General features: G+C 33.2%; 17 protein-coding genes. 2 read left to right on the top strand and 15 right to left on the bottom strand.

The features are described 5' to 3' along the window. Window positions 1–394 precede the first annotated feature (394 nt). From BAU28_RS16985 to BAU28_RS16955, 7 genes are all read right to left on the bottom strand, one after another. Window positions 395–1,105 carry an alpha/beta hydrolase gene (locus tag BAU28_RS16985; RefSeq protein ID WP_018783228.1) on the bottom strand — a complete coding sequence of 237 codons (711 nt, stop codon included), beginning with the start codon at window positions 1,103–1,105 and terminating at the stop codon, window positions 395–397. Between the two features lie 198 nt (window positions 1,106–1,303). After that, a complete protein-coding gene (locus BAU28_RS16980) occupies window positions 1,304–1,828 on the bottom strand; it encodes a DinB family protein (RefSeq protein WP_071719261.1) in 525 nt (174 codons plus the stop codon). 15 nt (window positions 1,829–1,843) lie between these two features. Continuing rightward, window positions 1,844–2,344 (bottom strand): GNAT family N-acetyltransferase, encoded by a 501-nt coding sequence (locus BAU28_RS16975; RefSeq protein WP_071719260.1) that lies wholly within the window; start codon window positions 2,342–2,344, stop codon window positions 1,844–1,846. A 31-nt stretch (window positions 2,345–2,375) separates the two neighbouring features. After that, window positions 2,376–2,921, bottom strand: coding sequence for a GNAT family N-acetyltransferase (locus tag BAU28_RS16970; protein WP_071719259.1), 546 nt, complete (start codon window positions 2,919–2,921; stop codon window positions 2,376–2,378). A 14-nt stretch (window positions 2,922–2,935) separates the two neighbouring features. Then, window positions 2,936–3,637, bottom strand: a complete 702-nt coding sequence (locus tag BAU28_RS16965; protein WP_071719258.1) for a nucleotidyltransferase domain-containing protein — start codon at window positions 3,635–3,637, stop codon at window positions 2,936–2,938. A 16-nt stretch (window positions 3,638–3,653) separates the two neighbouring features. Continuing rightward, the gene (locus tag BAU28_RS16960; protein WP_071719257.1) at window positions 3,654–4,337 is read right to left on the bottom strand and encodes a DNA alkylation repair protein; all 684 of its coding nucleotides are present in this window, start codon (window positions 4,335–4,337) and stop codon (window positions 3,654–3,656) included. Window positions 4,338–4,481: 144 nt separating this feature from the next. Then, window positions 4,482–5,138 carry a hypothetical protein gene (locus BAU28_RS16955; RefSeq protein WP_071719256.1) on the bottom strand — a complete coding sequence of 219 codons (657 nt, stop codon included), beginning with the start codon at window positions 5,136–5,138 and terminating at the stop codon, window positions 4,482–4,484. A gap of 217 nt (window positions 5,139–5,355) precedes the next feature. On the opposite strand from BAU28_RS16955, the gene BAU28_RS16950 reads away from it, so the two are divergent. Next, window positions 5,356–6,183 carry a peptidoglycan-N-acetylglucosamine deacetylase gene (locus tag BAU28_RS16950; RefSeq protein WP_071719255.1) on the top strand — a complete coding sequence of 276 codons (828 nt, stop codon included), beginning with the start codon at window positions 5,356–5,358 and terminating at the stop codon, window positions 6,181–6,183. A 42-nt stretch (window positions 6,184–6,225) separates the two neighbouring features. On the opposite strand, the gene BAU28_RS16945 is transcribed toward BAU28_RS16950, so the two are convergent. Beyond that, window positions 6,226–6,651, bottom strand: coding sequence for a WapI family immunity protein (locus BAU28_RS16945; RefSeq protein ID WP_071719254.1), 426 nt, complete (start codon window positions 6,649–6,651; stop codon window positions 6,226–6,228). Window positions 6,652–6,718: 67 nt separating this feature from the next. Next, window positions 6,719–7,264, bottom strand: coding sequence for a TetR/AcrR family transcriptional regulator (locus BAU28_RS16940; protein WP_071719253.1), 546 nt, complete (start codon window positions 7,262–7,264; stop codon window positions 6,719–6,721). A gap of 173 nt (window positions 7,265–7,437) precedes the next feature. Between BAU28_RS16940 and BAU28_RS16935 the strand changes: the two genes are divergently transcribed. After that, on the top strand, window positions 7,438–8,886 hold the full coding sequence (locus BAU28_RS16935) for a DHA2 family efflux MFS transporter permease subunit (protein ID WP_071719252.1): 1,449 nt from the start codon (window positions 7,438–7,440) through the stop codon (window positions 8,884–8,886). Window positions 8,887–8,942: 56 nt separating this feature from the next. Here BAU28_RS16935 and ltaS read toward each other — a convergent pair whose 3' ends face one another. From ltaS to BAU28_RS16905, 6 genes are all read right to left on the bottom strand, one after another. Further along, window positions 8,943–10,916, bottom strand: a complete 1,974-nt coding sequence (ltaS, locus tag BAU28_RS16930; RefSeq protein ID WP_071719251.1) for a lipoteichoic acid synthase — start codon at window positions 10,914–10,916, stop codon at window positions 8,943–8,945. 533 nt (window positions 10,917–11,449) lie between these two features. Next, window positions 11,450–13,075 carry an ABC-F family ATP-binding cassette domain-containing protein gene (locus BAU28_RS16925; RefSeq protein ID WP_025150843.1) on the bottom strand — a complete coding sequence of 542 codons (1,626 nt, stop codon included), beginning with the start codon at window positions 13,073–13,075 and terminating at the stop codon, window positions 11,450–11,452. Window positions 13,076–13,282: 207 nt separating this feature from the next. Continuing rightward, on the bottom strand, window positions 13,283–16,399 hold the full coding sequence (locus tag BAU28_RS16920; RefSeq protein ID WP_071719250.1) for an MMPL family transporter: 3,117 nt from the start codon (window positions 16,397–16,399) through the stop codon (window positions 13,283–13,285). A 245-nt stretch (window positions 16,400–16,644) separates the two neighbouring features. Further along, entirely contained in the window at window positions 16,645–17,211 is a 567-nt protein-coding gene (locus tag BAU28_RS16915; RefSeq protein ID WP_071719249.1) for a TetR/AcrR family transcriptional regulator, read from the bottom strand. A gap of 126 nt (window positions 17,212–17,337) precedes the next feature. Then, window positions 17,338–17,793 carry an NUDIX domain-containing protein gene (locus BAU28_RS16910; RefSeq protein WP_071719248.1) on the bottom strand — a complete coding sequence of 152 codons (456 nt, stop codon included), beginning with the start codon at window positions 17,791–17,793 and terminating at the stop codon, window positions 17,338–17,340. Between the two features lie 241 nt (window positions 17,794–18,034). Further along, window positions 18,035–19,195: a GNAT family N-acetyltransferase gene (locus tag BAU28_RS16905; protein ID WP_071719247.1), complete on the bottom strand. Its 1,161-nt coding sequence runs from the start codon at window positions 19,193–19,195 to the stop codon at window positions 18,035–18,037. Between the last annotated feature and the right edge of the window lie 124 nt (window positions 19,196–19,319).

The following is a 19,319-nucleotide window of genomic DNA, read 5'->3' as shown; positions in this document are numbered from 1 at the left end:
CAGAACATTAAATTATAAAAATAATATATTTTTAATATATGTGTAAAAAAATGTGTATGAACACTCATTTATTGTTTATATAAAGTGAAACTTTAATCAGTGGGGGTTTTGTTCATCCCCCACTGATTATCAGCCCTCACCAATCGGGCTTTTACGGGCAGTTGATCTCCCACCTAATTCCTTTGCTTTACAGCCGAATTTTGAGGTGAGAGTCTTACTGCCCGTTAATGCCGGATAAAGTTTGTAACCAGGCATTCTATTACTTCTAACACTTTAATATAAGGTGATGTTTTAAAACAATGTTGAAATTATATAACTTTTAAGGGAAGACATTTTGACTTCCCTTAATTCGCTTTTAAAGAAGATTATACATCAATCATTTTTTATTTTATTATCATTTAACGTATATATGTTTTTTCAGCCATTGTCTGAAATACTGCAACTGTTCCTCAGTATGGAAATAGTGTTCTCCATTCTCCATTACTTGCAAATTACAGTTAAAACGTTTATTAAATTCAGATACAACGTCAAACTCACATAAGTTATCTTCTGAACCATAGAGAATTGAAGTTGGATTATTCCAAGCAACAATAGGATGTTCTTTCACATAACAGTAGTAATCCCAATAGAGAGTTTGTCCAATAGGTGTAGAAATTTCTTTCTCTATTTTTAGTCTACTCTCACTTACGTTAAACCATGTCATCATATTATTTATGATACGTTCCATATTTACCACAGGAGAGAGAAACAAGCACTGCTTCAACGGCTCATGGCTATATTCTAATAGACTAAAATACGCTCCCATGCTACAAGCAAAAATGCTTATATTATTTGATAACGATTTTGCATAGGTCATAATTGTATTAAGGTCTTGGACACAGTTTTGAACTTTGCAAAGATAAGTATCATCCTTACGGTCACCATGTTGAGGTAAATCAAAACTAAGCACTTGATAACCTACTGCTGTTGCTTCTTCTGCAAATACAATAATTGAGTCATCTGCCTTGTTTGACATGTTACCATGCACCACCACAAATAACTTATCTGATTTGTCACCCCACAAAACCGCTGGAATATTTTCTATTTTAAAATTATTTTTCATCATTACAATTTATCCTCCATGAAATACAAATACGTCGTAAAAAATGGCTACCAACAACGGCACATTCAATTGACTGGGTTTTAATTGAGAAACCAAAAGACTACCATAAAAATTTGATGTTAACTTGGGAAGAAAAGAAAAAAACAATTTAAAATGAACTCCCCTAATCTATTAATTAAGGGGAGTTTTTCACACTTACATTTAGACTATATGTAGTTGATATTCTTTGTATAATTTTCTCAATCGACTTATATGTGCTTGATGATACCGATTATGATCAGCTATATGCCATATCCCCCACCTTATAGTCGCACTTTCGCTCTTTTCATAGTAAACTTCACGGGTTAAATCATCTTCTGTTAGTTTCATACATTCCTCATAAAACAAATATTGCACCTCTTCATAATCTTGCATTAATTCTTGCAATGTATGTTTTCTTAAACTTGGCAGTTTACCTTTTTCATTTAACATAGGCCCATATTTGTTTTCTAGTAGCTGTGGAACTTCTTCTCCTTTTAAACGGTATACCCAGTGTAAATCGACAACTGCTAAATGTTGAAGTAGTTGTCCTATGTTATTTTCATTATTTTCAGACCCTTTAAAGGACAGTTCCTTCTTTTCAGTACCTTCAACTAGATTCTGCAATCGTTTAAATGTATCAGATACTGTCGCATACAAAATTGCTACTTGCTGATTCATATTTTTTTCTAAATGAAGATCTTTCATAATAATATCCTTCCTTTAAAGAAACAACACCATATTTTCATCATCACTATACAAACCATTCATCTTTATAGCTCTTTTTTCAATTGCATACGTTTTAAAGCCCATTGATCCATACAATTTTTTTGCTGGTTCGTTTGTGGATACAACTCCTAAAGTTAATTGCTCTAGTTTTATATCTCGCGCTCTTTGAATTGCATTTGCAATTAACTCACGTGCCAATCCGTTCCGTCTGTTTTGTGCATCTACATACATCGCAACGATATGACCTTTATGCTTATATGCCTTTTTCTCTTCTGTTAGTAAAGTGACAACTCCAATTAATTGATTTTCTTTATTAAAAGCACCGAATGTACAACTAGTAGCAGATGTTAAATTACTTGCAACTCGGTCAATAGGATGTTCCTGACGGATTGCCTCTTCATAAGTTGTTATAAACGCCTCTGGATTTACTTGTAATGCTTGTAAACGTAAATCCCAATATTGTTCTGCATCTTCTTTAGTAAGTAATCGAATCATTTCCCTACCCCTTTTGGTTAACATAATATTTTTATAATCTATTAAATAAAGACTGATATTCTTCTTTTAACATACTATAACGATAGCGATGAATGAATTCACCATGGCGTAATCTATCATTTCTCATTATTCCTTCACAAACAAATCCAGCTTTTTCATAACTCTTTCTAGCTTGTAAATTATCTTCGTCTACTCGTAACCATATTTTTTCTAATTCGAATTCAGAAAAGCCAATTTGTAACATACTGTATAAAGCTGCCATTCCATATCCTTTACCCCAATATTCTTTATTTCCAATAGCAATCCCTAGTTCAGCATTTTTATTCGTTTTATCAAAGTTTTTAAGGTCTACCCATCCAATGTGTATCCCCTTATCAGTTAGAATAGCTCGTTGTTCATATCCATTCTTTCGACTTATACACATTTCGATCCATCCTCTCGTATCTTCACGAGTGAACGGTGGATATTGATTTGGTACAACTAAGTGCTTTGTTACTTCTGTATCTAATGACCACTTGTACCGATCTTCTACATCAGCTAGTGATAGTTCTCTTAATTGAACAACTGGTAAATTCATTTTGCTACCCCTTCTCATTTCCCTATAGAAAATCCTTCGAACATTCTTCCCCCATACTCTTCTAACGTTTTTTCTATAAAAGCGATTAATTCCTTTTTCTCCCCTGTTTTATAAAAGTGATCAAAAACCGCAACAAATTTCTCTGCATATACTTCGTCGTACCTTTTCAATACTCTAATGAACCATTTTGAATTTCCAAGCCATTGGCCATTTACCCTCAAAACAAATTCATGTACTAAATCAGCTAATAAATTTGCGATGAACAACTCTTCTTCTCTCCTTGTCGCACCAATAAAGTCATCCAAAGCATCCGTAATAAAATAGCGCTTCTGCTTCATCGTTTCTTCGGTCCATTTTTCAGGGCCTTTATTTAATAGTTCATTTGCTTCTCTTTTTAGCTCTGCTACAATTTTTTCTTTTCCTTTTAAAACAAACGCTTCTGAAACTAATTGAGGTAATGAAGGTCTCCCGCGTTCACAATCACTTTTGAAAAAGGTTTTGTACGTTTCAAAATTATGTACAAAAACTTCAACAGGCCAGCCATTACTATAGAAAGATTCTCTATAACAAGATAACAAACTTTGGTCGAAAATTATAATATCAAGGTCCGATGTTTTTGTCGCTTCTCCTCGTACAACGCTGCCTCCTAGTAAAGCTACATCACAATTCGGAAATTGTGATGTAATTATGCTTCGTGCCACTTCAACTGGTTCCATAACCTTTCCCCTTCTCTTATTTTACTTTCTTTTTTTCAGTTCTTTCTCGAGTTTTTTTAATATAAGCTTCTGCATCTGGTGTTTTGCATGATGTTGCCCCGTGATCAACATCTACTTTTCCAATCTCACGTGCAATTTCAATTGCTTTTTGTTCCAAACTTTCATTTCGAACCCCTATTGCAATTAAAGCCCTATTCATCGCTTCTCTTTTTCGATTTTTTTCATTATGTATATGAATTTTAATCTCTTCTAAATACGGTAAGAAGAAATCATCAACTAACGCTTTATTTTTCATAGCAATATTCGCTAATAAAGACCAACCTGCTCTTCCAGTCCATTCATCGTCAGATTTCGCCCATTCTTCCATTCTTTCTATAGCGATTGGTGACGTACATATAGCCGTCATAAGAACGTCCATTAAACAATAATAATCAACTTGCTGTACCCATATATTTAGTTGTTCTGACGTTAGTTTCTTTGGCTCTAAAATCATCGTTGCTAAAGTCATTGCATCCATATTTTTTGTTTCCCATAATGAGATTGCTAAATCATGATCTTTCTTTATCTTCTTTTTTAACAATTTCAAATTCGCAAAACTAACTCCGAATAACGGCTCTTTCGCCCCATGATTTTTAAACGTTTTACGATTTTGTTCTGTTCCATATTCCTCTAGTTGCTGCATTACTTCTTCAAGTTGCATATGTCCACCTCTTTTATTTATTATGTTGACTTCACATATGTATGTACGATATATTCTACATTACTTTTTGGTTTTTCTATATTTATTTTTCAAATACGGTATGTGAAATTTTTGATTATGCATTCTAAAACAAACTACATTTTCTTATTTATTTTTCACACTCTCTATATAATACTCTACTAACGCATTCAACGGATTTATTATGTTCCTTCCTATTATATTTTCTATCCTTGTAGCAGCATCTACCATCGATAATTGTGCAACTGAAAGCATTTCGTTTCTACCTTTCATAATTTCATATAAATATTTTTCTAATTTAGTATCATGCTCTTCTTTACGGCCTTGCATAATTAACTCAAATATCCCCCCTATCACTTCTACTTTTACATGTATAGATTTATTTTTCCGCTGAGCGTATTGTTTTAATCGTTCCATCGTTCCTAAAACAGTGCTGGCATTCGTAAAAACTATTGTTTGTGGCCCTTCAACATGACAAAGCATTTCAAAGAAGGGCTCATCAATTTTCAATATAGGTATATCTATTTTGAAATTTTCATCTAATAGCGTAATATAATCTGTACAAGTTATTAAAAGTGTATCCACATCACTTTCGGCAATATACTTTAAAAGATCATTCAATTTATTTCGTGCTTGTTCTCTTTCAAAATCGCAATCTTTTTTTAATATGTGTGATAAAATGGGATCTACAAAATGGAGTATTTCTATTTCAAAAGATTGAAACGCTCGGTCAATGTATTCAATATTTGAATGATGAGCATGTAAACAAGCTAATTTTTTCATACTTATCCTCCCTCTCCGAAACTAAAAACATGTATGAACCGTAATAAATGCAGTTCCATACATTCAATTCTTGTTTCATTTTATTAAACCTGCAAAACGCTGAAATCTTGCATATTTTTTTACAAACTTTTTCGCACTTGTAAAAAGTTTTTTTGCATTTCCCCTTCTAAAATTGCTAATATAATAGAGTAGAACTTTTATAGAGAGAAGGAAAATTATGCGCAATGGAATTCGGATGACAACTTTAGTAAAAAGGGCTCTGTTTATATGCGTCGGGGTATTATTTACATACGAGGCCGCTTACGGATCAACACATACCGCTCTAGCCAGTACAGAGGATGAAGCTAAATCTGTTCAACTTGTAAGTGAAATCCAAACATCCCTAGCACCAAAAGAAGCTCCAAAGCACTATAACGGGCAAGTTAGAAAAGTTGCTTACTTAACATTTGATGATGGTCCTGGAAAATACACAGCTGAGCTTTTAGATATGTTAAAGAGTGAAAATGCAAAAGCAACATTCTTCCTAATTGGTTCAAACGTTAAAGCCTTCCCTGACCTTGTAAAACGCGAAGATGCTGAAGGCCACTATGTTGGGATGCACAGTATGACTCATAACTACAAGAAGCTTTACACAGAAGGTCATTACGTTGATGAAATGAAAGAAGACCAAGGCTTAATCGCTGGTGTTCTAGGAAAATCACCTGTATTAACACGTCCTGCTTATGGTTCAATGCCAGGATTAAATGAAGCCCTTCGCAACAAAGTTGTTGAAAATGGTTTAAAAGTTTGGGACTGGACAATTGATTCATTAGACTGGAAATACAACAAAATACCAGTAGACGCTGCATCTGCTAAAATCGTAGAAAACGTTCTAGCTCATGCTACAAATCCAACAGAAGTTATCCTTATGCATGATATTCATCCACAATCAGTAAAAGCAGTACCTGGAATTATTAAGGGACTGAAAGAAAAAGGATATGAATTAGAAGGCTATAATGAGAATGAACACTTCCCATTAAACTTCTGGCATGATAATCGTATGTAATAAAAAGACTTGATTCCCTCTTGTAGGTTATCAAGTCTTTTTTTATCGTTTTGGGAATTTTCGTTGTTGCTCTTCAATAGAACGAGTAATATTATCTATATCCTCTTGCGTTATACCGATAGAAAATTCGTACTCCTCTTCCTTACACCATGAAGGATTAAGTTCCTGCGATAAGCGAATAACAATGTGAAACTCCCCTTCTTTTTCTCCAATAAATTCAAACGCTACATTTGGTTCTATGAAATCTAGTTCGTTATATGTTGGGTTTGGTAATGATTGAAACCATTTTATCATGTACTGTAAGTCGGTAGTTTGTAAAAAAGGATCCATCGTTTCAAAAACTTTATTTTCTTCTGACAGTCTCGCTTTTACTATTAACCAATTTCTATCACACTCGTCTTTTGCATCTTTATATTGGTATTTCATAACCTCTAAATGTAATGTTACTTTTTCATTTTTAAAATTCATGAATATCCCCTTCTTTCTCGGAATCTTTTGTTTGTTAAAGTTTTATTAATTCCGATCCTTAAAACCATTACCCTTTATACATAAAATAGATTTGATTTGCAATATAGTCTGAACTAAAGTGAAGTCCATTCCTTATCCACCACATGATGATACCTACCAAAGAGGCTGTTTTAATATCAACTGCAACATAATCATCTGGCAAATCCTTTTTCGTATTCTCTCTTCTCGTTTCTATTAATTGCTTTAAAAATAAAAATAATTGCTCCTCAAATTGATTCATTTTAAATAATATAAATAAATAATTTCGGTGGATATATAAATAATCAAGCAATTGTGTTAGCTTTTGTTTTTCTGATAAATCTTTTGCATGTATTAAATCAACAATTTTATTAGAAAGCTCATTTAAAATCTCGTTAGTGATTTGGTCTAGTAAATCTTGAATATCTTGATAATGTAAGTAAAAGGTTGTTCGATTTAATCCTGCCGTTGTTGCTACTTTCTGAACCGTTAAGCTTGAAATACTAGGATTCTCACATAAAAGAGAAAAAACAGCATTTTTAAACATTTCTCTTGAACGAACTGTACGAGGATCTTCTTTTTTAGATGTAGACATTTTGAAACTCCTTTATAGATTTTCTCTTTACTTACTCGACAGTGCATACCTTCTATGTCGAGTAGTGAACATTTTCAAAAAAACTGTTCATGGTCAAAGAAAATATATTTTGTTACCATTAATTTTATCGACATGATGTCGATAAATCAAGAAAACAATGAAGGAGTTTACCAATGCAAAAGGAAATATCAGAAAGAAATAAAAAACTTATATTAGTTGTCCTCATTACCGGTTGTTTTTTATCAACATTAAATCAGACGCTATTAAATGTGGCGATGAGTAATTTAATGAAAGTATTTGATGTTACGGCTGCAACAGTTCAATGGCTATCGACAGGCTTTATGCTCATAAATGGTGTTCTGGTACCAATTACTGCATTTTTAATGAAACGATTTACAACAAGGCAGCTATTTATTAGCTCTATGCTCTCTTTGTTTATTGGGACTGTTCTCTGTGCATGCGCCATGAATTTTGGCATTCTGTTAATAGGAAGAATGATTCAAGCAGTTGGGGCAGGAATTATTATGCCACTAATGATGACTGTTATTTTATATTTATACCCTAGTGAAAAGCGTGGAAGTATTATGGGGACCATCGGCTTTGCCATAATTTTTGCGCCAGCCATCGCTCCAACATTATCTGGCTTTATCATAGAATATGTATCATGGAGATGGCTATTTATTGGATTAGCTCCATTTGTATTCATTGTTATTATTCTCGCACTTAAATACTTGATGAATGTTGCAGATACAACAAAAGCAAAATTAGATATCGTAAGTGTCATTTTATCAACGATTGGCTTTGGTTGTGTTATATTCGGATTTAGTAGTGCAGGAAGCAAAGGATGGGATCACCCAGTTGTTATTACAACAATTATCATCGGTATAATCGTTACAGCTTTATTCTGTTTACGTCAAATAAAGTCAAACGATCCATTATTGAATTTATCAGTATTTAAGTATAAAGTTTTCACTCTTACATCCGTCATTAACGTACTCATTACGATGATTATGTATGCTGATTTAATTCTTTTACCGATTTACTTGCAAAACGGACGAGGTTTTACTGCATTTGAATCAGGTTTACTTCTATTACCTGGAGCTGTAATTAATGCCTTCTTATCACCTATCACAGGGAAAATGTTTGATAAATACGGGGCAAAACCACTCTTTATTACAGGTTTAATATGTATCATTATTTCGATGTGGGGTGTCATTGATTTGACCGAATCTACAACTTATATGTATCTAATGGTTCGTACCATTATTCTACGAATTGGATTAAGTTTCATTTCGATGCCTTTAAACACAGCAGGCTTAAACGCTTTACCAAGAGAACTTGGTTCACATGGTTCAGCAGTAAATAATACGATTCGCCAATTAGCAGGTGCTATTGGAACAGCAGTCATCATCACTGTATATACAATTCAATCGACTTCACATATTTCACAGTTATCTAGTGAGAATGGAAGCATATCAGCTATGCAAGTAACAAAGTTATCTTCTATCTTCAGCTCAAGTGATGCCTACGTATTTATGTTAGTCTTATCTTTTTTAGCTTTGATTATTGCATGTTTTATGCCTAAAAAAGCAACAATTCAAAAATACGAAAGTAACTCTTAAAACAAAAAATCCTACTCGTATAGATAGTATTCCATACGAGTAGGATTTTATATTATTTATTTTGTTTCCCCGTCTTCAGTCGTCTTCACCTTCGTTTTATTTTTATCACGATGGTTATAGTTGTACTTAGAACGATCTACTGGAGTGAAGCCTTCTGGTGTGTAGAATCGTAATAAGTCGCCGTTAACAACTTGGTCAGAGTATTTTAGTGATTTTTGAACCATTTGTTCATTTTGTTTTATTTCGTCTGTAAATTCTACAGGATTTCCAGTCGCTGTATCATAGTATTTGCCATTCAGCGCAGTAACTGTTGGGCTTACATAGTTACCGTTACGGAATGCAACAACTTGTTTATGATCCGGCGATAATAAATCTGATCCGAATTGGACATAATTCTTTGTATCTGTACCTAGTAAGTGTAATAACGTTGGAAGAACGTCAATTTCTCCGCCGTATTGATGTTGTACGCCACCTTTCATTCCTGGTACGCGAATGATTAAAGGTACACGTTGTAACTGCGCATTTTCAAATGAGTTCATTTCTTTACCCATTATTTGAGACATTGCTGCGCCATGATTATCTGAAATACCGTAATGGTCACCGTACATAACGATAATTGAATTATCGTATAAACCAGATTGTTTCAAGTAATCCATGAAGCCTTTTACAGACTCATCTAAATAGCGTGCTGTTTGGAAATACGTATCTACAGAAGAGTCACCTGTTTTCGCTGGTTCAATCGTTGCTTCCGCTTTATCAATAGGATAAGGGAAATGGTTCGATAACGTAATGAACTTCGTATAGAACGGTTGTTTTAACGTTTGTAATAACGGAATTGATTCATTAAAGAACGGTTTATCTTTTAAGCCATAGTTTACTACATCTTTTTCATTCATATCATAGTATGACGCATCAAAGAATTTATTAAAACCAAATGATTTATAAATATCATCACGGTTCCAGAACGTTTTGTAGTTACCGTGGAACACTGCTGATGTGTATCCTTGTTGACCTAAAATAGCTGGTGCTGATTGATACGTGTTATGAGCTTTGTTTGTAAAAACAGATCCTTGTGGTAATCCAAACATTGAATTCTCTAACATGAACTCCGCATCAGATGTTTTACCTTGTCCTGTTTGATGGAAGAAGTTATCAAAGTATAACGTATTCGCATCTTTTGTAAATGAGTTTAAGAACGGTGTAACTTCTTGGCCATTTAGTTTGTAGTTTAGTAAAAAGTTTTGGAATGACTCTAGATGAATATAAATTACGTTCATTCCTTTTCCTTTACCAAAATACTCAGGATTTGGACTTGCATAACTTGATGCAAGATAGTTTCTTACTTCTGTCATACTATCTCCATCTGCTAATGCACGTTCTGTTGATGCTTTCGCACTTTGAATGCCATCATAAATCGTATAGTTGTACGCCCCTAAATATTTCACGATATAATTGCGGTCAAATGTTCTAGTTAATAATTCAGGACGGTCAGATTCTGCAAGTCCTAAGTTAATACTAAAGAATAAAATACCTACTAAAAATACTAGAGATAATTTATGCTTCGCAACACGGATTGGTTTAGGATTTACAAATTTCATTGCGACTAAAACAATTAAAATGATTGTATCTAAGAAATATAGCGGATCATATAAGTGTAGCAATGCAAAAATACTACCACCTAAATCTCCAAAGTTATTCGTTTGTGTTAATGTCGGGAACGTAATAAAATCGCTGAAAAAGCGGTAATATACTACGTTTGCGTATAAAAGTATAGACATTAGCAAATTAATAACAATTAACCAAATGTAAGCTCGTTTCCCCTTTGCGAATAATGCAAGACCTAAAAATAGAACTGCTGAGCTTAACGGGTTGAAAAACAGTAAGAACTTTTGGATTGTGTTTGATATCCCTAAATTAAATTCTGTCACATAAGCTGCGTATGTTTTTAACCAGAATAAAATAACGGCAAACACGAAAAATCCAAAATGATTGCTTAACACTCGCTTACTCTTTAATAGTATTTGTTTCATTTCTCCACCTCTTTTGATCATCCAAGGCTTATTTTGATATAAGTCTGTCTCTCTATTCAATTTTTCTTCTTCAAATAGGTTTTATTTGTTTAACTATATGAAGAATATTAGTAATTATAATTTGAAGCTATTATTTATTCAACTATTTCTTTTTAAACATTTTGACCTTGGTTTCTATTTAACAAAATAATTTTGTAACATTTCCTGTTTTCTTACATTATGTTCTTCCCTAAATTCATCCGCTAATTAGAACATTACCCACTATAAACCTTTATTCATAAATCCGCAAACATATCTATCTCCAATTTTGGAACATTAATGCAATATACTAAAATTCACTATAAAAAACAGTTTATTATCATTTCAAGGTTTATCCCTACTTCAAAAATTTCTTGCTATCATTAATATTATTGTTGAATAATTATTCACTTTATTTGAAAATAAAATTTATATTTCCCTTTCAGTAAATGACAAAAAAGAGCTGGCACACAGTCGAAAACTCGACTTGTGAGACAGCTCCTTTTCATCGTTTATTATTGACCTTTGTACATTGCATCTACTTGTTTTTGAAGTTCATCATTTTCTAAGAACTCATCGTAAGTTGCCTCTTTATCGATTACACCGTTTGGCGTTACTTCGATAATGCGGTTTGCAATTGTTTGTACGAACTGATGGTCATGAGATGTGAATAACATTGTACCTTTGAATGCAATTAAACCGTTGTTTAATGCAGTGATAGACTCAAGGTCTAAGTGGTTCGTTGGATCGTCAAGTGTGATTACGTTCGCACCACTTAACATCATTTTAGATAGCATACAACGAACTTTTTCGCCTCCAGATAATACAGAAACGTTCTTCTTAACTTCTTCACCTGAGAATAACATACGGCCTAAGAAACCACGTAAGAAGCTTTCTGACTCATCTTGTGGAGAGAATTGGCGTAACCAATCAACTAAGTTGAAGTCACTGTTCTCAAAGTATTTAGAGTTATCTCTTGGGAAATACGATTGAGATGTTGTAACACCCCATTTGAATGAACCGCTATCTGGCTCCATTTCACCCATAAGGATTTTAAATAATGTTGTCATCGCAATATCGTTACGACCGATAAATGCAACTTTATCACCTTTATTTAAAGTGAAGTACACATTATCTAACACTTTTTCACCATCAATTGTTTTAGAAAGACCTTCAACAGTTAATAAGTCATTTCCTATTTCACGCTCAGGTGTGAAACCAACGAATGGATAACGACGTGATGATGGTCTAATATCATCTAATGTAATTTTATCTAATAATTTTTTACGAGAAGTTGCTTGTTTCGCTTTAGATGCGTTTGAGCTAAAGCGTGCAATGAAGTTTTGTAACTCTTTTACTTTCTCTTCTTTTTTCTTATTAGCATCTTGTGTTAATTTTAAAGCTAATTGGCTTGACTCGTACCAGAAGTCATAGTTACCAACATAAAGTTGAATTTTACCGAAATCAAGATCAGCCATGTGCGTACAAACTTTATTTAAGAAGTGACGGTCATGGGATACAACGATTACTGTATTTTCAAAGTTCATTAAGAAGTTCTCTAACCATTGAATCGCTTTTAAGTCCAAATGGTTGGTAGGCTCATCTAGTAATAGAATGTCAGGTTTACCGAATAAAGCTTGAGCAAGTAATACTTTTACTTTCTCTGCCCCAGTTAATTCTGACAATTTCTTATCATGAAGATCTTCACCAATACCAAGTCCTTTTAGTAAGATTGCAGCTTCTGACTCAGCTTCCCAACCGTTAAGCTCAGCGAACTCACCTTCAAGTTCAGCAGCACGCATACCATCTTCATCACTAAAGTCTTCTTTCATGTAAATAGCATTTTTCTCTTGCATTACTTTATAAAGTTGTGTGTGACCCATAATTACTGTTTCTAATACTGGGAACTCTTCATATTCGAAGTGGTTCTGTTTTAATACTGCTAGACGCTCACCTGGCGTAATATGTATGTCACCTGTTGATTGTTCGATTTCTCCAGATAAAATCTTTAGAAATGTTGATTTACCAGCACCGTTTGCTCCAATTAAACCGTAGCAATTACCTGGCGTAAATTTTATGTTAACATCTTCAAACAATTTGCGATCCGCGAAACGCAAACTAACGTTACTTACTGTAATCATTTGTGTCCTCCTACTAATACCGCTTATTTCAGCGTTTTCTCACCGATTGTCTTAAAAAATCGCATATTACGACTCAATTATTGTAGACTATAGCTATTATATAGTAGAAGCTGGATGAATAGCAACGGTTGATTACTTTTATGGTGTGAAATCAAGCCCATAATTGCATAAAAAAACTGTAGAGAAAAACCTCTCTACAGTTTTTTATTACTTCGTATCAATTATTTTCTTTTTATAACTTTGTATTTTACTTGTTAACCCTATTAAAGCAGGTAACAATATCGGCATCACTATTAAAGCTAATAGTATAAGGGCAATGCCAACAACTAATGCCACTTGTATAAGCGTTAATACACCTGAAGGAATTAATGCTGCAAATGTCCCTCCTAAAATAAGTGCCGCTGATAATACAACTCCTCCTATGTGACGAGATGCATTTACAATCTTCGTTACTGAATCCCCTTCTAGCTCGTTATAACGCATCATTAAGAAAATACTATAATCCACTCCTAAAGCAACAATCATAATGAAGCTAAAGAATGGAACATTCCAGCTTAATGACTCTACATTTAATAAATGTGCACTAATTTGTTCACTAATACCAAGCGATGCAAAGTACGCTAAAATTAATGATCCAATGATAAAGATTGGGTTTAAAAATGAACGTGTAATCACGATTAAAACCAGCGTAATACCAATTAACATAATCGTAGCTGTACGTAAGAAATCTTGCCCGGTTACTTCTTTTAAATCAACGTTTCTAGCTGTTGTCCCGCCGATTGCTTTTTTCGCACTTTTTAGTTCTGTTCCATTTAAAGCACCATCTATTGTTTTATTTATTTCTTGAATAATTGGCATTGCCTCTTTTGAATACGGATTTACATCTAAAATGATAGTCATTTTAGCAATTTTTCTATCATGTGACATAAACGTATTTAATACTTTCTGGAAATCTTCTCCCTCTAAAACTTCTTTCGGAATATAAAATTTCTCAGAGCTTTTCGACTCATTTAGCTCGCCTAAATATTTTTGAGCGTCCCCTAGACCGTTACTTACTTTTCCTAAACCCTCTGTACTTTTAGATAAACCTGATTGCAATTGTCCCATCTTTTCTTGCAAATCTTTAAGTCCAGTTAATAGTTGCCCTTGCCCATCGTTAATTTTCGTTAATCCAGATTGTAACTCAGCTGATTTGTTCGCAATTTGCTTTGAACCTGTAGCTCCTTCGTTCAAGCCATTTTTCAGTTCAGCAGCTCCTTTTTGTAGTTGCGTTACTCCATTGTTCATTTCCTTTAAACCATTATCTACTTTCAATAATGATTGATTTGCTTCTTTAAATGAACTCATCGCTGCTTTGTGCTGCGTCGCTAATTGATTTAATTCATTTGAAAGGACATTCAATTGCTTCTGAGCTTCTTTTGCAATTCCTAATGTTTGCTGTATATTAGGATCCTTTGCTAATTCTGGTTTTGTTTGAATGAAATTGTTCATTAACGTTTCAATTTGTTCATATCCTTTTTTCGCACCATCGATCGCTTGAGAAATACTTCCGAAATATTGATCGTAAGAACTTAAACCTTTTTCTAACTGAGCATAACCAGCATGAAGCTGCGAAGTTGCATTTGAAAGGACATTGATATTTCCGTTTAATGATGCTAGCCCATCCTCTATTTGCTTCGCCCCATGTGCCCCATTGTTTATTCCATTTGATAATTGATTTAAAGCTGTTCCTAATGCTGATACACCATTTTTCGCCTCATTTGTTCCATCAATTAACTTTTGAACATTTGCAAGACTATTTGAGTCATTACTACCCATTTTGTCTTTAGCATCTGTTAATCCGTCATTAATTTCTTTTATTCCACCATTTGCATCTCCTAAGCCTGTATTCAGTTCTCCGGCTTGTTTATTTATATATAATTCTTTAATCTTATCTCCAGTTGGACGCGTCGGTGAATATACTTCTGAAACCCCTTTAACTTTCGAAATTTTTTCAGTTAGTTCATCTAAAGTTTGTAGAGAAGTCGCTTCATCTAGCTTTTTGTCAGATTGAATAACTAACGTACCCGGTGAAGAGAAACCAGGCGGGAAATGCTCTTCTATTACATTAATCCCCATTTTTGATTCATACTTATTATCTACTTCAAATAAATCATTGTAATTAAGCGTGTTAGAATATTTTAATACGAAAGGAATCGATATCACAAATACAATGATTAAAGCAACAAATGGTCTTGCTACTGAGTTTTTCGCAAAGAATCCCCATAAACGACTATCCTCATGACCTTTAAATGTTTTAACTGGATAAAACATTCCTTTCCCTAATAACACCATGAAAAAAGGATTTAAAGTGGTTAATACCAATAGTAATATTGCGATGCCTATTGCTACTGCTGAAGTAGATTGATATAATTTAAAACTTGCTAAAACAAGTGATGCAAACCCAATTAGCACTGCTACTCCACTATATAAAACGGTTTTACCTGCCGATTTAAATGTCTCTTTCGTAGCTAAATATGCATTTTCTTGTTTACTTAATTCTTCTTTAAATCTCGTATATAATAAAATGTTATAATCTGTTCCAACTCCAAACAGGACGACAACTAAAAAGACTTGCGTAAAGTTTGAAAACGGAAAATTAAATTGATCTACAAGATGGGCAATTACCCCCATTGAAACTAAATAAGATACCCCAACTGTAAGAAGAGAAATAATTGGAACTATTGGCGAACGAAAAACAATAATTAAAACAACAAGAATGAAAATGATTGAGATAACTTCTGTTTTTTTCACTCCCTCTTGTGTGGATTTAAGAAAGTCATCCGCTATTAAATCACTTCCTGTTAAATACGTTTTTACACCTTCTGGTTTAATTTTATTTTGAAGCCCGCTTGCAACTTTTGATATTTCACCATGTTTTTTATCTACCGATATTTGCGTTAAAATAGTCGTATTATCTTTAGAAACTAATTGTTTCTCCAAGTCTTTATTATCTAAGTGTGTGACAATCTCCTTAATTCCTAATTGCTCTTTTTCATTTTGTAAAGCAGTGATAGTTTTCGTTATTTCCTCTTTTTGCTCATTTGTTAAAGCCTTCTTACTTCCACTATTAAAGACAGCTATAATTTCATACTTTTCAACTCCGTCTTTATCCATTTTTTTTATCATCTTGTCAGCTATACTGCTTTGTTCTGTTTTTGGAATAGTAATTTGCCCTTTTTCTTTCACTAATTTATCCATATTAGGCATTGTTACTATCATTGTGATAGTAATAACTATCCATAATAGAAAAGATAAACTTCTCCAACTTTTTAACTTACTCATATGAATCATCTCCCGTTATTAGAGTTGCATGCGGAATGAATATTCATTCCTATTTTTAAATATGCCTTTCCGGAATGAACGTTCATTCCTATTATTCTATCAATCATTTTTTCGAATTCTATTAAAACTCATTCTATCGGAATGAATATTCATTCCCTTAGTTGTACAGATATACCAGCTCCTGTTCTCATTTTACATATCTATTTAGGAATGAATATTCATTCCTATCCTTATAAGCTATAGAATCAAATGATTCTAATAGCATTCCAAGAGCTTTCTTCCAATTCTTTTACTAATTCTTTTGTATATTCTAATTCCCCTGTCGCCATTACTTTTATTAATTTTTCAAGTGGTTGATATATGATAATAATTAGTGCAACTGGAGGTAATGGACGAAGAAAACCTTTTTCGATTCCATCTTCAATAATATTCATAAAGAAGCCAATAAAATCGTCAAATATTTTCTTACTCTGTTCATCAAGAAAATAACTATCACAGTGAGAATTTGTAAAAAGAAAAGCATCCACATTGTTTCGCGCAAATTCAAATAAACGGTTGTATATATGACTAAACTGTTCACGGATATTTGCTTCAACAGGAAAATCGGTTTTTAATATTTCAGATAGTTGTAACATACATTTTGAAAATAATGAGTTAACGAGTGACTCTTTATTTTCAAAGTAACGATAAATAGTACCTGCACCGACATTTGCTTTTTCAGCGATCATCGGAATAGTTGTACCATCGTACCCGCGCTCTGCAAAAAGTTGCATTGCAGCATTAAAAATATCGTCTTGTTTGTTTTTAGCCATTTTTCCCACCTCAATTTTCAGGAATGAAAATTCATTCCGGTTTTAATTATAAATTACATGGATTAAAAGTCAAGTGTGTGACTAAGCCAATGTCGCATTTATCAAATAACACACTCAACTAGGTTATCAATACATTTTTTGAATTATCCCTTCAAAAAAATTCTTTGTATCATCATGACTTAAAACTCTCAATACATCTTGTATTTTAAAGAATTGAACCTGGCTTATTTCATTATCTTTTGGATTTAAATCTGTTCTATCACCTATATATTCTACATAAAACATAGTAGTTTCTTGCTTTTCATATCCAATTTTAACTTTGAGTTCTTCAGGAAACTCAAAGCAAATCTTATCTTCAAATTGGCTAATAACTTTAAATTTTCTAGAGCCTGTTTCTTCTTCCAACTCTCTCAACATAGCACTTTCTAAGTCATTATCTGTATGTTTTACACCGCCTTTAGGAAAATCCCATTCCCCTTTTGACAAAGTATATTCTCCTTTTATATCACTAATTTTCACCTTATGTATTAATAACAATTCATTATGTTGGAATACGATTGCACCTACTGCTTGCCTAATCATTCTACTTTCCCTCCTAAAACTTCACTAAACATTTTTGAGGTTTTGAACTCTTTCTAGCATTTACACTCCATGCTAATTTATAAAATAGAATATAAATTCCGTTATATATATTTTTGCATGTTTGTATTACTCTCTTACCTCTCTTAAATCAATGGTTTCACACTATTAATAGAAAAGTACCATAATAAAAATATTTTCATTATAGTACTTTTTCTTGATCATATATAGCATATAGTATGAATTAAAAGAAATCATAAATAAATACTTCACGCACCGGTACTACATTCTCAAATGCTCGTATTTCCTCTTTATTTCCGCTAATTAATTCTAGTTCATATAGTTCTAACGGACGTTTGTAGCCAAACAGTATTGTCGATAACGCATTGATATCTAGTCTAATTCCTTTATTTAATGTCTCTTCTTTTATAATTGTTATTTCATGATTTGCAAGCCTCACTGTTACGTTATTCCACGGAGCAAATGAATCAGTAATATGTAAAATCACTTCTTGCTGTACATTGTTCCAGTTCAACTCATATTGATTTAAGAACGCCTGCACATCTACAATTCTACCCATAAAATATGGTTTCATTTCTGCCTTCACTCGTGGCTCTTGCAATGTATATAACAACGGTTCTTTTTCACTTAGTATCATTTCAAGTTCTTTAATCATAGAATCATGTTGGCAGATGAAGTTCCAAAGGCCATTTCTCGCTTCATTATGCAGTGGAACAAATTCTTCTACTGTCATTTTATAATTTTCTATTTTATATAACATGTAACCAGCTGCAGTTTTATTTTCATCATAGTAAATCGCTAATGTTAAGTCATGGTAAACCGCTTGTAACCACCATTTTTCACTGCGAACTAGCATACCTGAAAAGCGTTCAGCAAATGTTTCATAGATCTTCTCTACTTCTTCTGAGTGATTTTCTTTATTGAAACGTTTCACAGTACCTTTCACTTGTTTTTTCATTACTAAATCGCTCTTCTCCATATGACATGCAAGGCGATTCGCACAAAGTTCCCAGCCATATTTACGGTAAAAAGACACTGCAAATGGATGTAACATCGATACTGTATAACCATCTTTTTTCATCGTTTGAAGTGAGTGTTGAAGCAATTCTTTCACATACCCGCTTCTTCTATACTCAGGATACGTTGCTACCCCTGCAACGCCAGCCATTTTAAATTTTTCTTGTCCTATGTAAATATGAAACGGAATAAGGTGGAGTTTTGCTGCTAATTCTTCCCCCTCCATAATGCCGTATATTTGATGACTTTCCTTCATTCGTTTAATTTTCTGCTCTACCCATTCTTCATTTGCTTTATATTGAAAAGCATATTCTGATAAACGTATTGCTTCTCTAAACTTATCTTCTTTTAATTGTATAACGTTCATATATTTCTCCTCCATTCCTTGTTTGAATTGTACCATAATTCTCAATATTACAGTTCGGTGAACGAAATGATATGAACGGAAAATGAAATATTGAGAAACACAACTCCAATTACATCGACGGAAA

It is taken from the genome of Bacillus paramycoides (assembly GCF_001884235.1).
Classification (GTDB): domain Bacteria; phylum Bacillota; class Bacilli; order Bacillales; family Bacillaceae_G; genus Bacillus_A; species Bacillus_A paramycoides.
The sequence above is the reverse complement of the archived record's forward strand: the minus strand, read 5'-3'. Positions and strand labels throughout refer to the sequence as shown.

Coding starts and splice junctions, on each gene's coding strand:
- BAU28_RS16980 (WP_071719261.1), bottom strand. CDS start 1,828: ATGAAAGATCTTCATTTAGAAAAAAATATGAATCAGCAAGTAGCAATT.
- BAU28_RS16970 (WP_071719259.1), bottom strand. CDS start 2,921: ATGAATTTACCAGTTGTTCAATTAAGAGAACTATCACTAGCTGATGTA.
- BAU28_RS16965 (WP_071719258.1), bottom strand. CDS start 3,637: ATGGAACCAGTTGAAGTGGCACGAAGCATAATTACATCACAATTTCCG.
- BAU28_RS16935 (WP_071719252.1), top strand. CDS start 7,438: ATGCAAAAGGAAATATCAGAAAGAAATAAAAAACTTATATTAGTTGTC.
- BAU28_RS16915 (WP_071719249.1), bottom strand. CDS start 17,211: ATGGCTAAAAACAAACAAGACGATATTTTTAATGCTGCAATGCAACTT.
- BAU28_RS16945 (WP_071719254.1), bottom strand. CDS start 6,651: ATGAATTTTAAAAATGAAAAAGTAACATTACATTTAGAGGTTATGAAA.
- BAU28_RS16985 (WP_018783228.1), bottom strand. CDS start 1,105: ATGATGAAAAATAATTTTAAAATAGAAAATATTCCAGCGGTTTTGTGG.
- BAU28_RS16925 (WP_025150843.1), bottom strand. CDS start 13,075: ATGATTACAGTAAGTAACGTTAGTTTGCGTTTCGCGGATCGCAAATTG.
- BAU28_RS16975 (WP_071719260.1), bottom strand. CDS start 2,344: ATGATTCGATTACTTACTAAAGAAGATGCAGAACAATATTGGGATTTA.
- BAU28_RS16920 (WP_071719250.1), bottom strand. CDS start 16,399: ATGAGTAAGTTAAAAAGTTGGAGAAGTTTATCTTTTCTATTATGGATA.
- BAU28_RS16960 (WP_071719257.1), bottom strand. CDS start 4,337: ATGCAACTTGAAGAAGTAATGCAGCAACTAGAGGAATATGGAACAGAA.
- BAU28_RS16940 (WP_071719253.1), bottom strand. CDS start 7,264: ATGTCTACATCTAAAAAAGAAGATCCTCGTACAGTTCGTTCAAGAGAA.
- BAU28_RS16910 (WP_071719248.1), bottom strand. CDS start 17,793: ATGATTAGGCAAGCAGTAGGTGCAATCGTATTCCAACATAATGAATTG.
- BAU28_RS16955 (WP_071719256.1), bottom strand. CDS start 5,138: ATGAAAAAATTAGCTTGTTTACATGCTCATCATTCAAATATTGAATAC.
- BAU28_RS16950 (WP_071719255.1), top strand. CDS start 5,356: ATGCGCAATGGAATTCGGATGACAACTTTAGTAAAAAGGGCTCTGTTT.
- BAU28_RS16905 (WP_071719247.1), bottom strand. CDS start 19,195: ATGAACGTTATACAATTAAAAGAAGATAAGTTTAGAGAAGCAATACGT.
- ltaS (WP_071719251.1), bottom strand. CDS start 10,916: ATGAAACAAATACTATTAAAGAGTAAGCGAGTGTTAAGCAATCATTTT.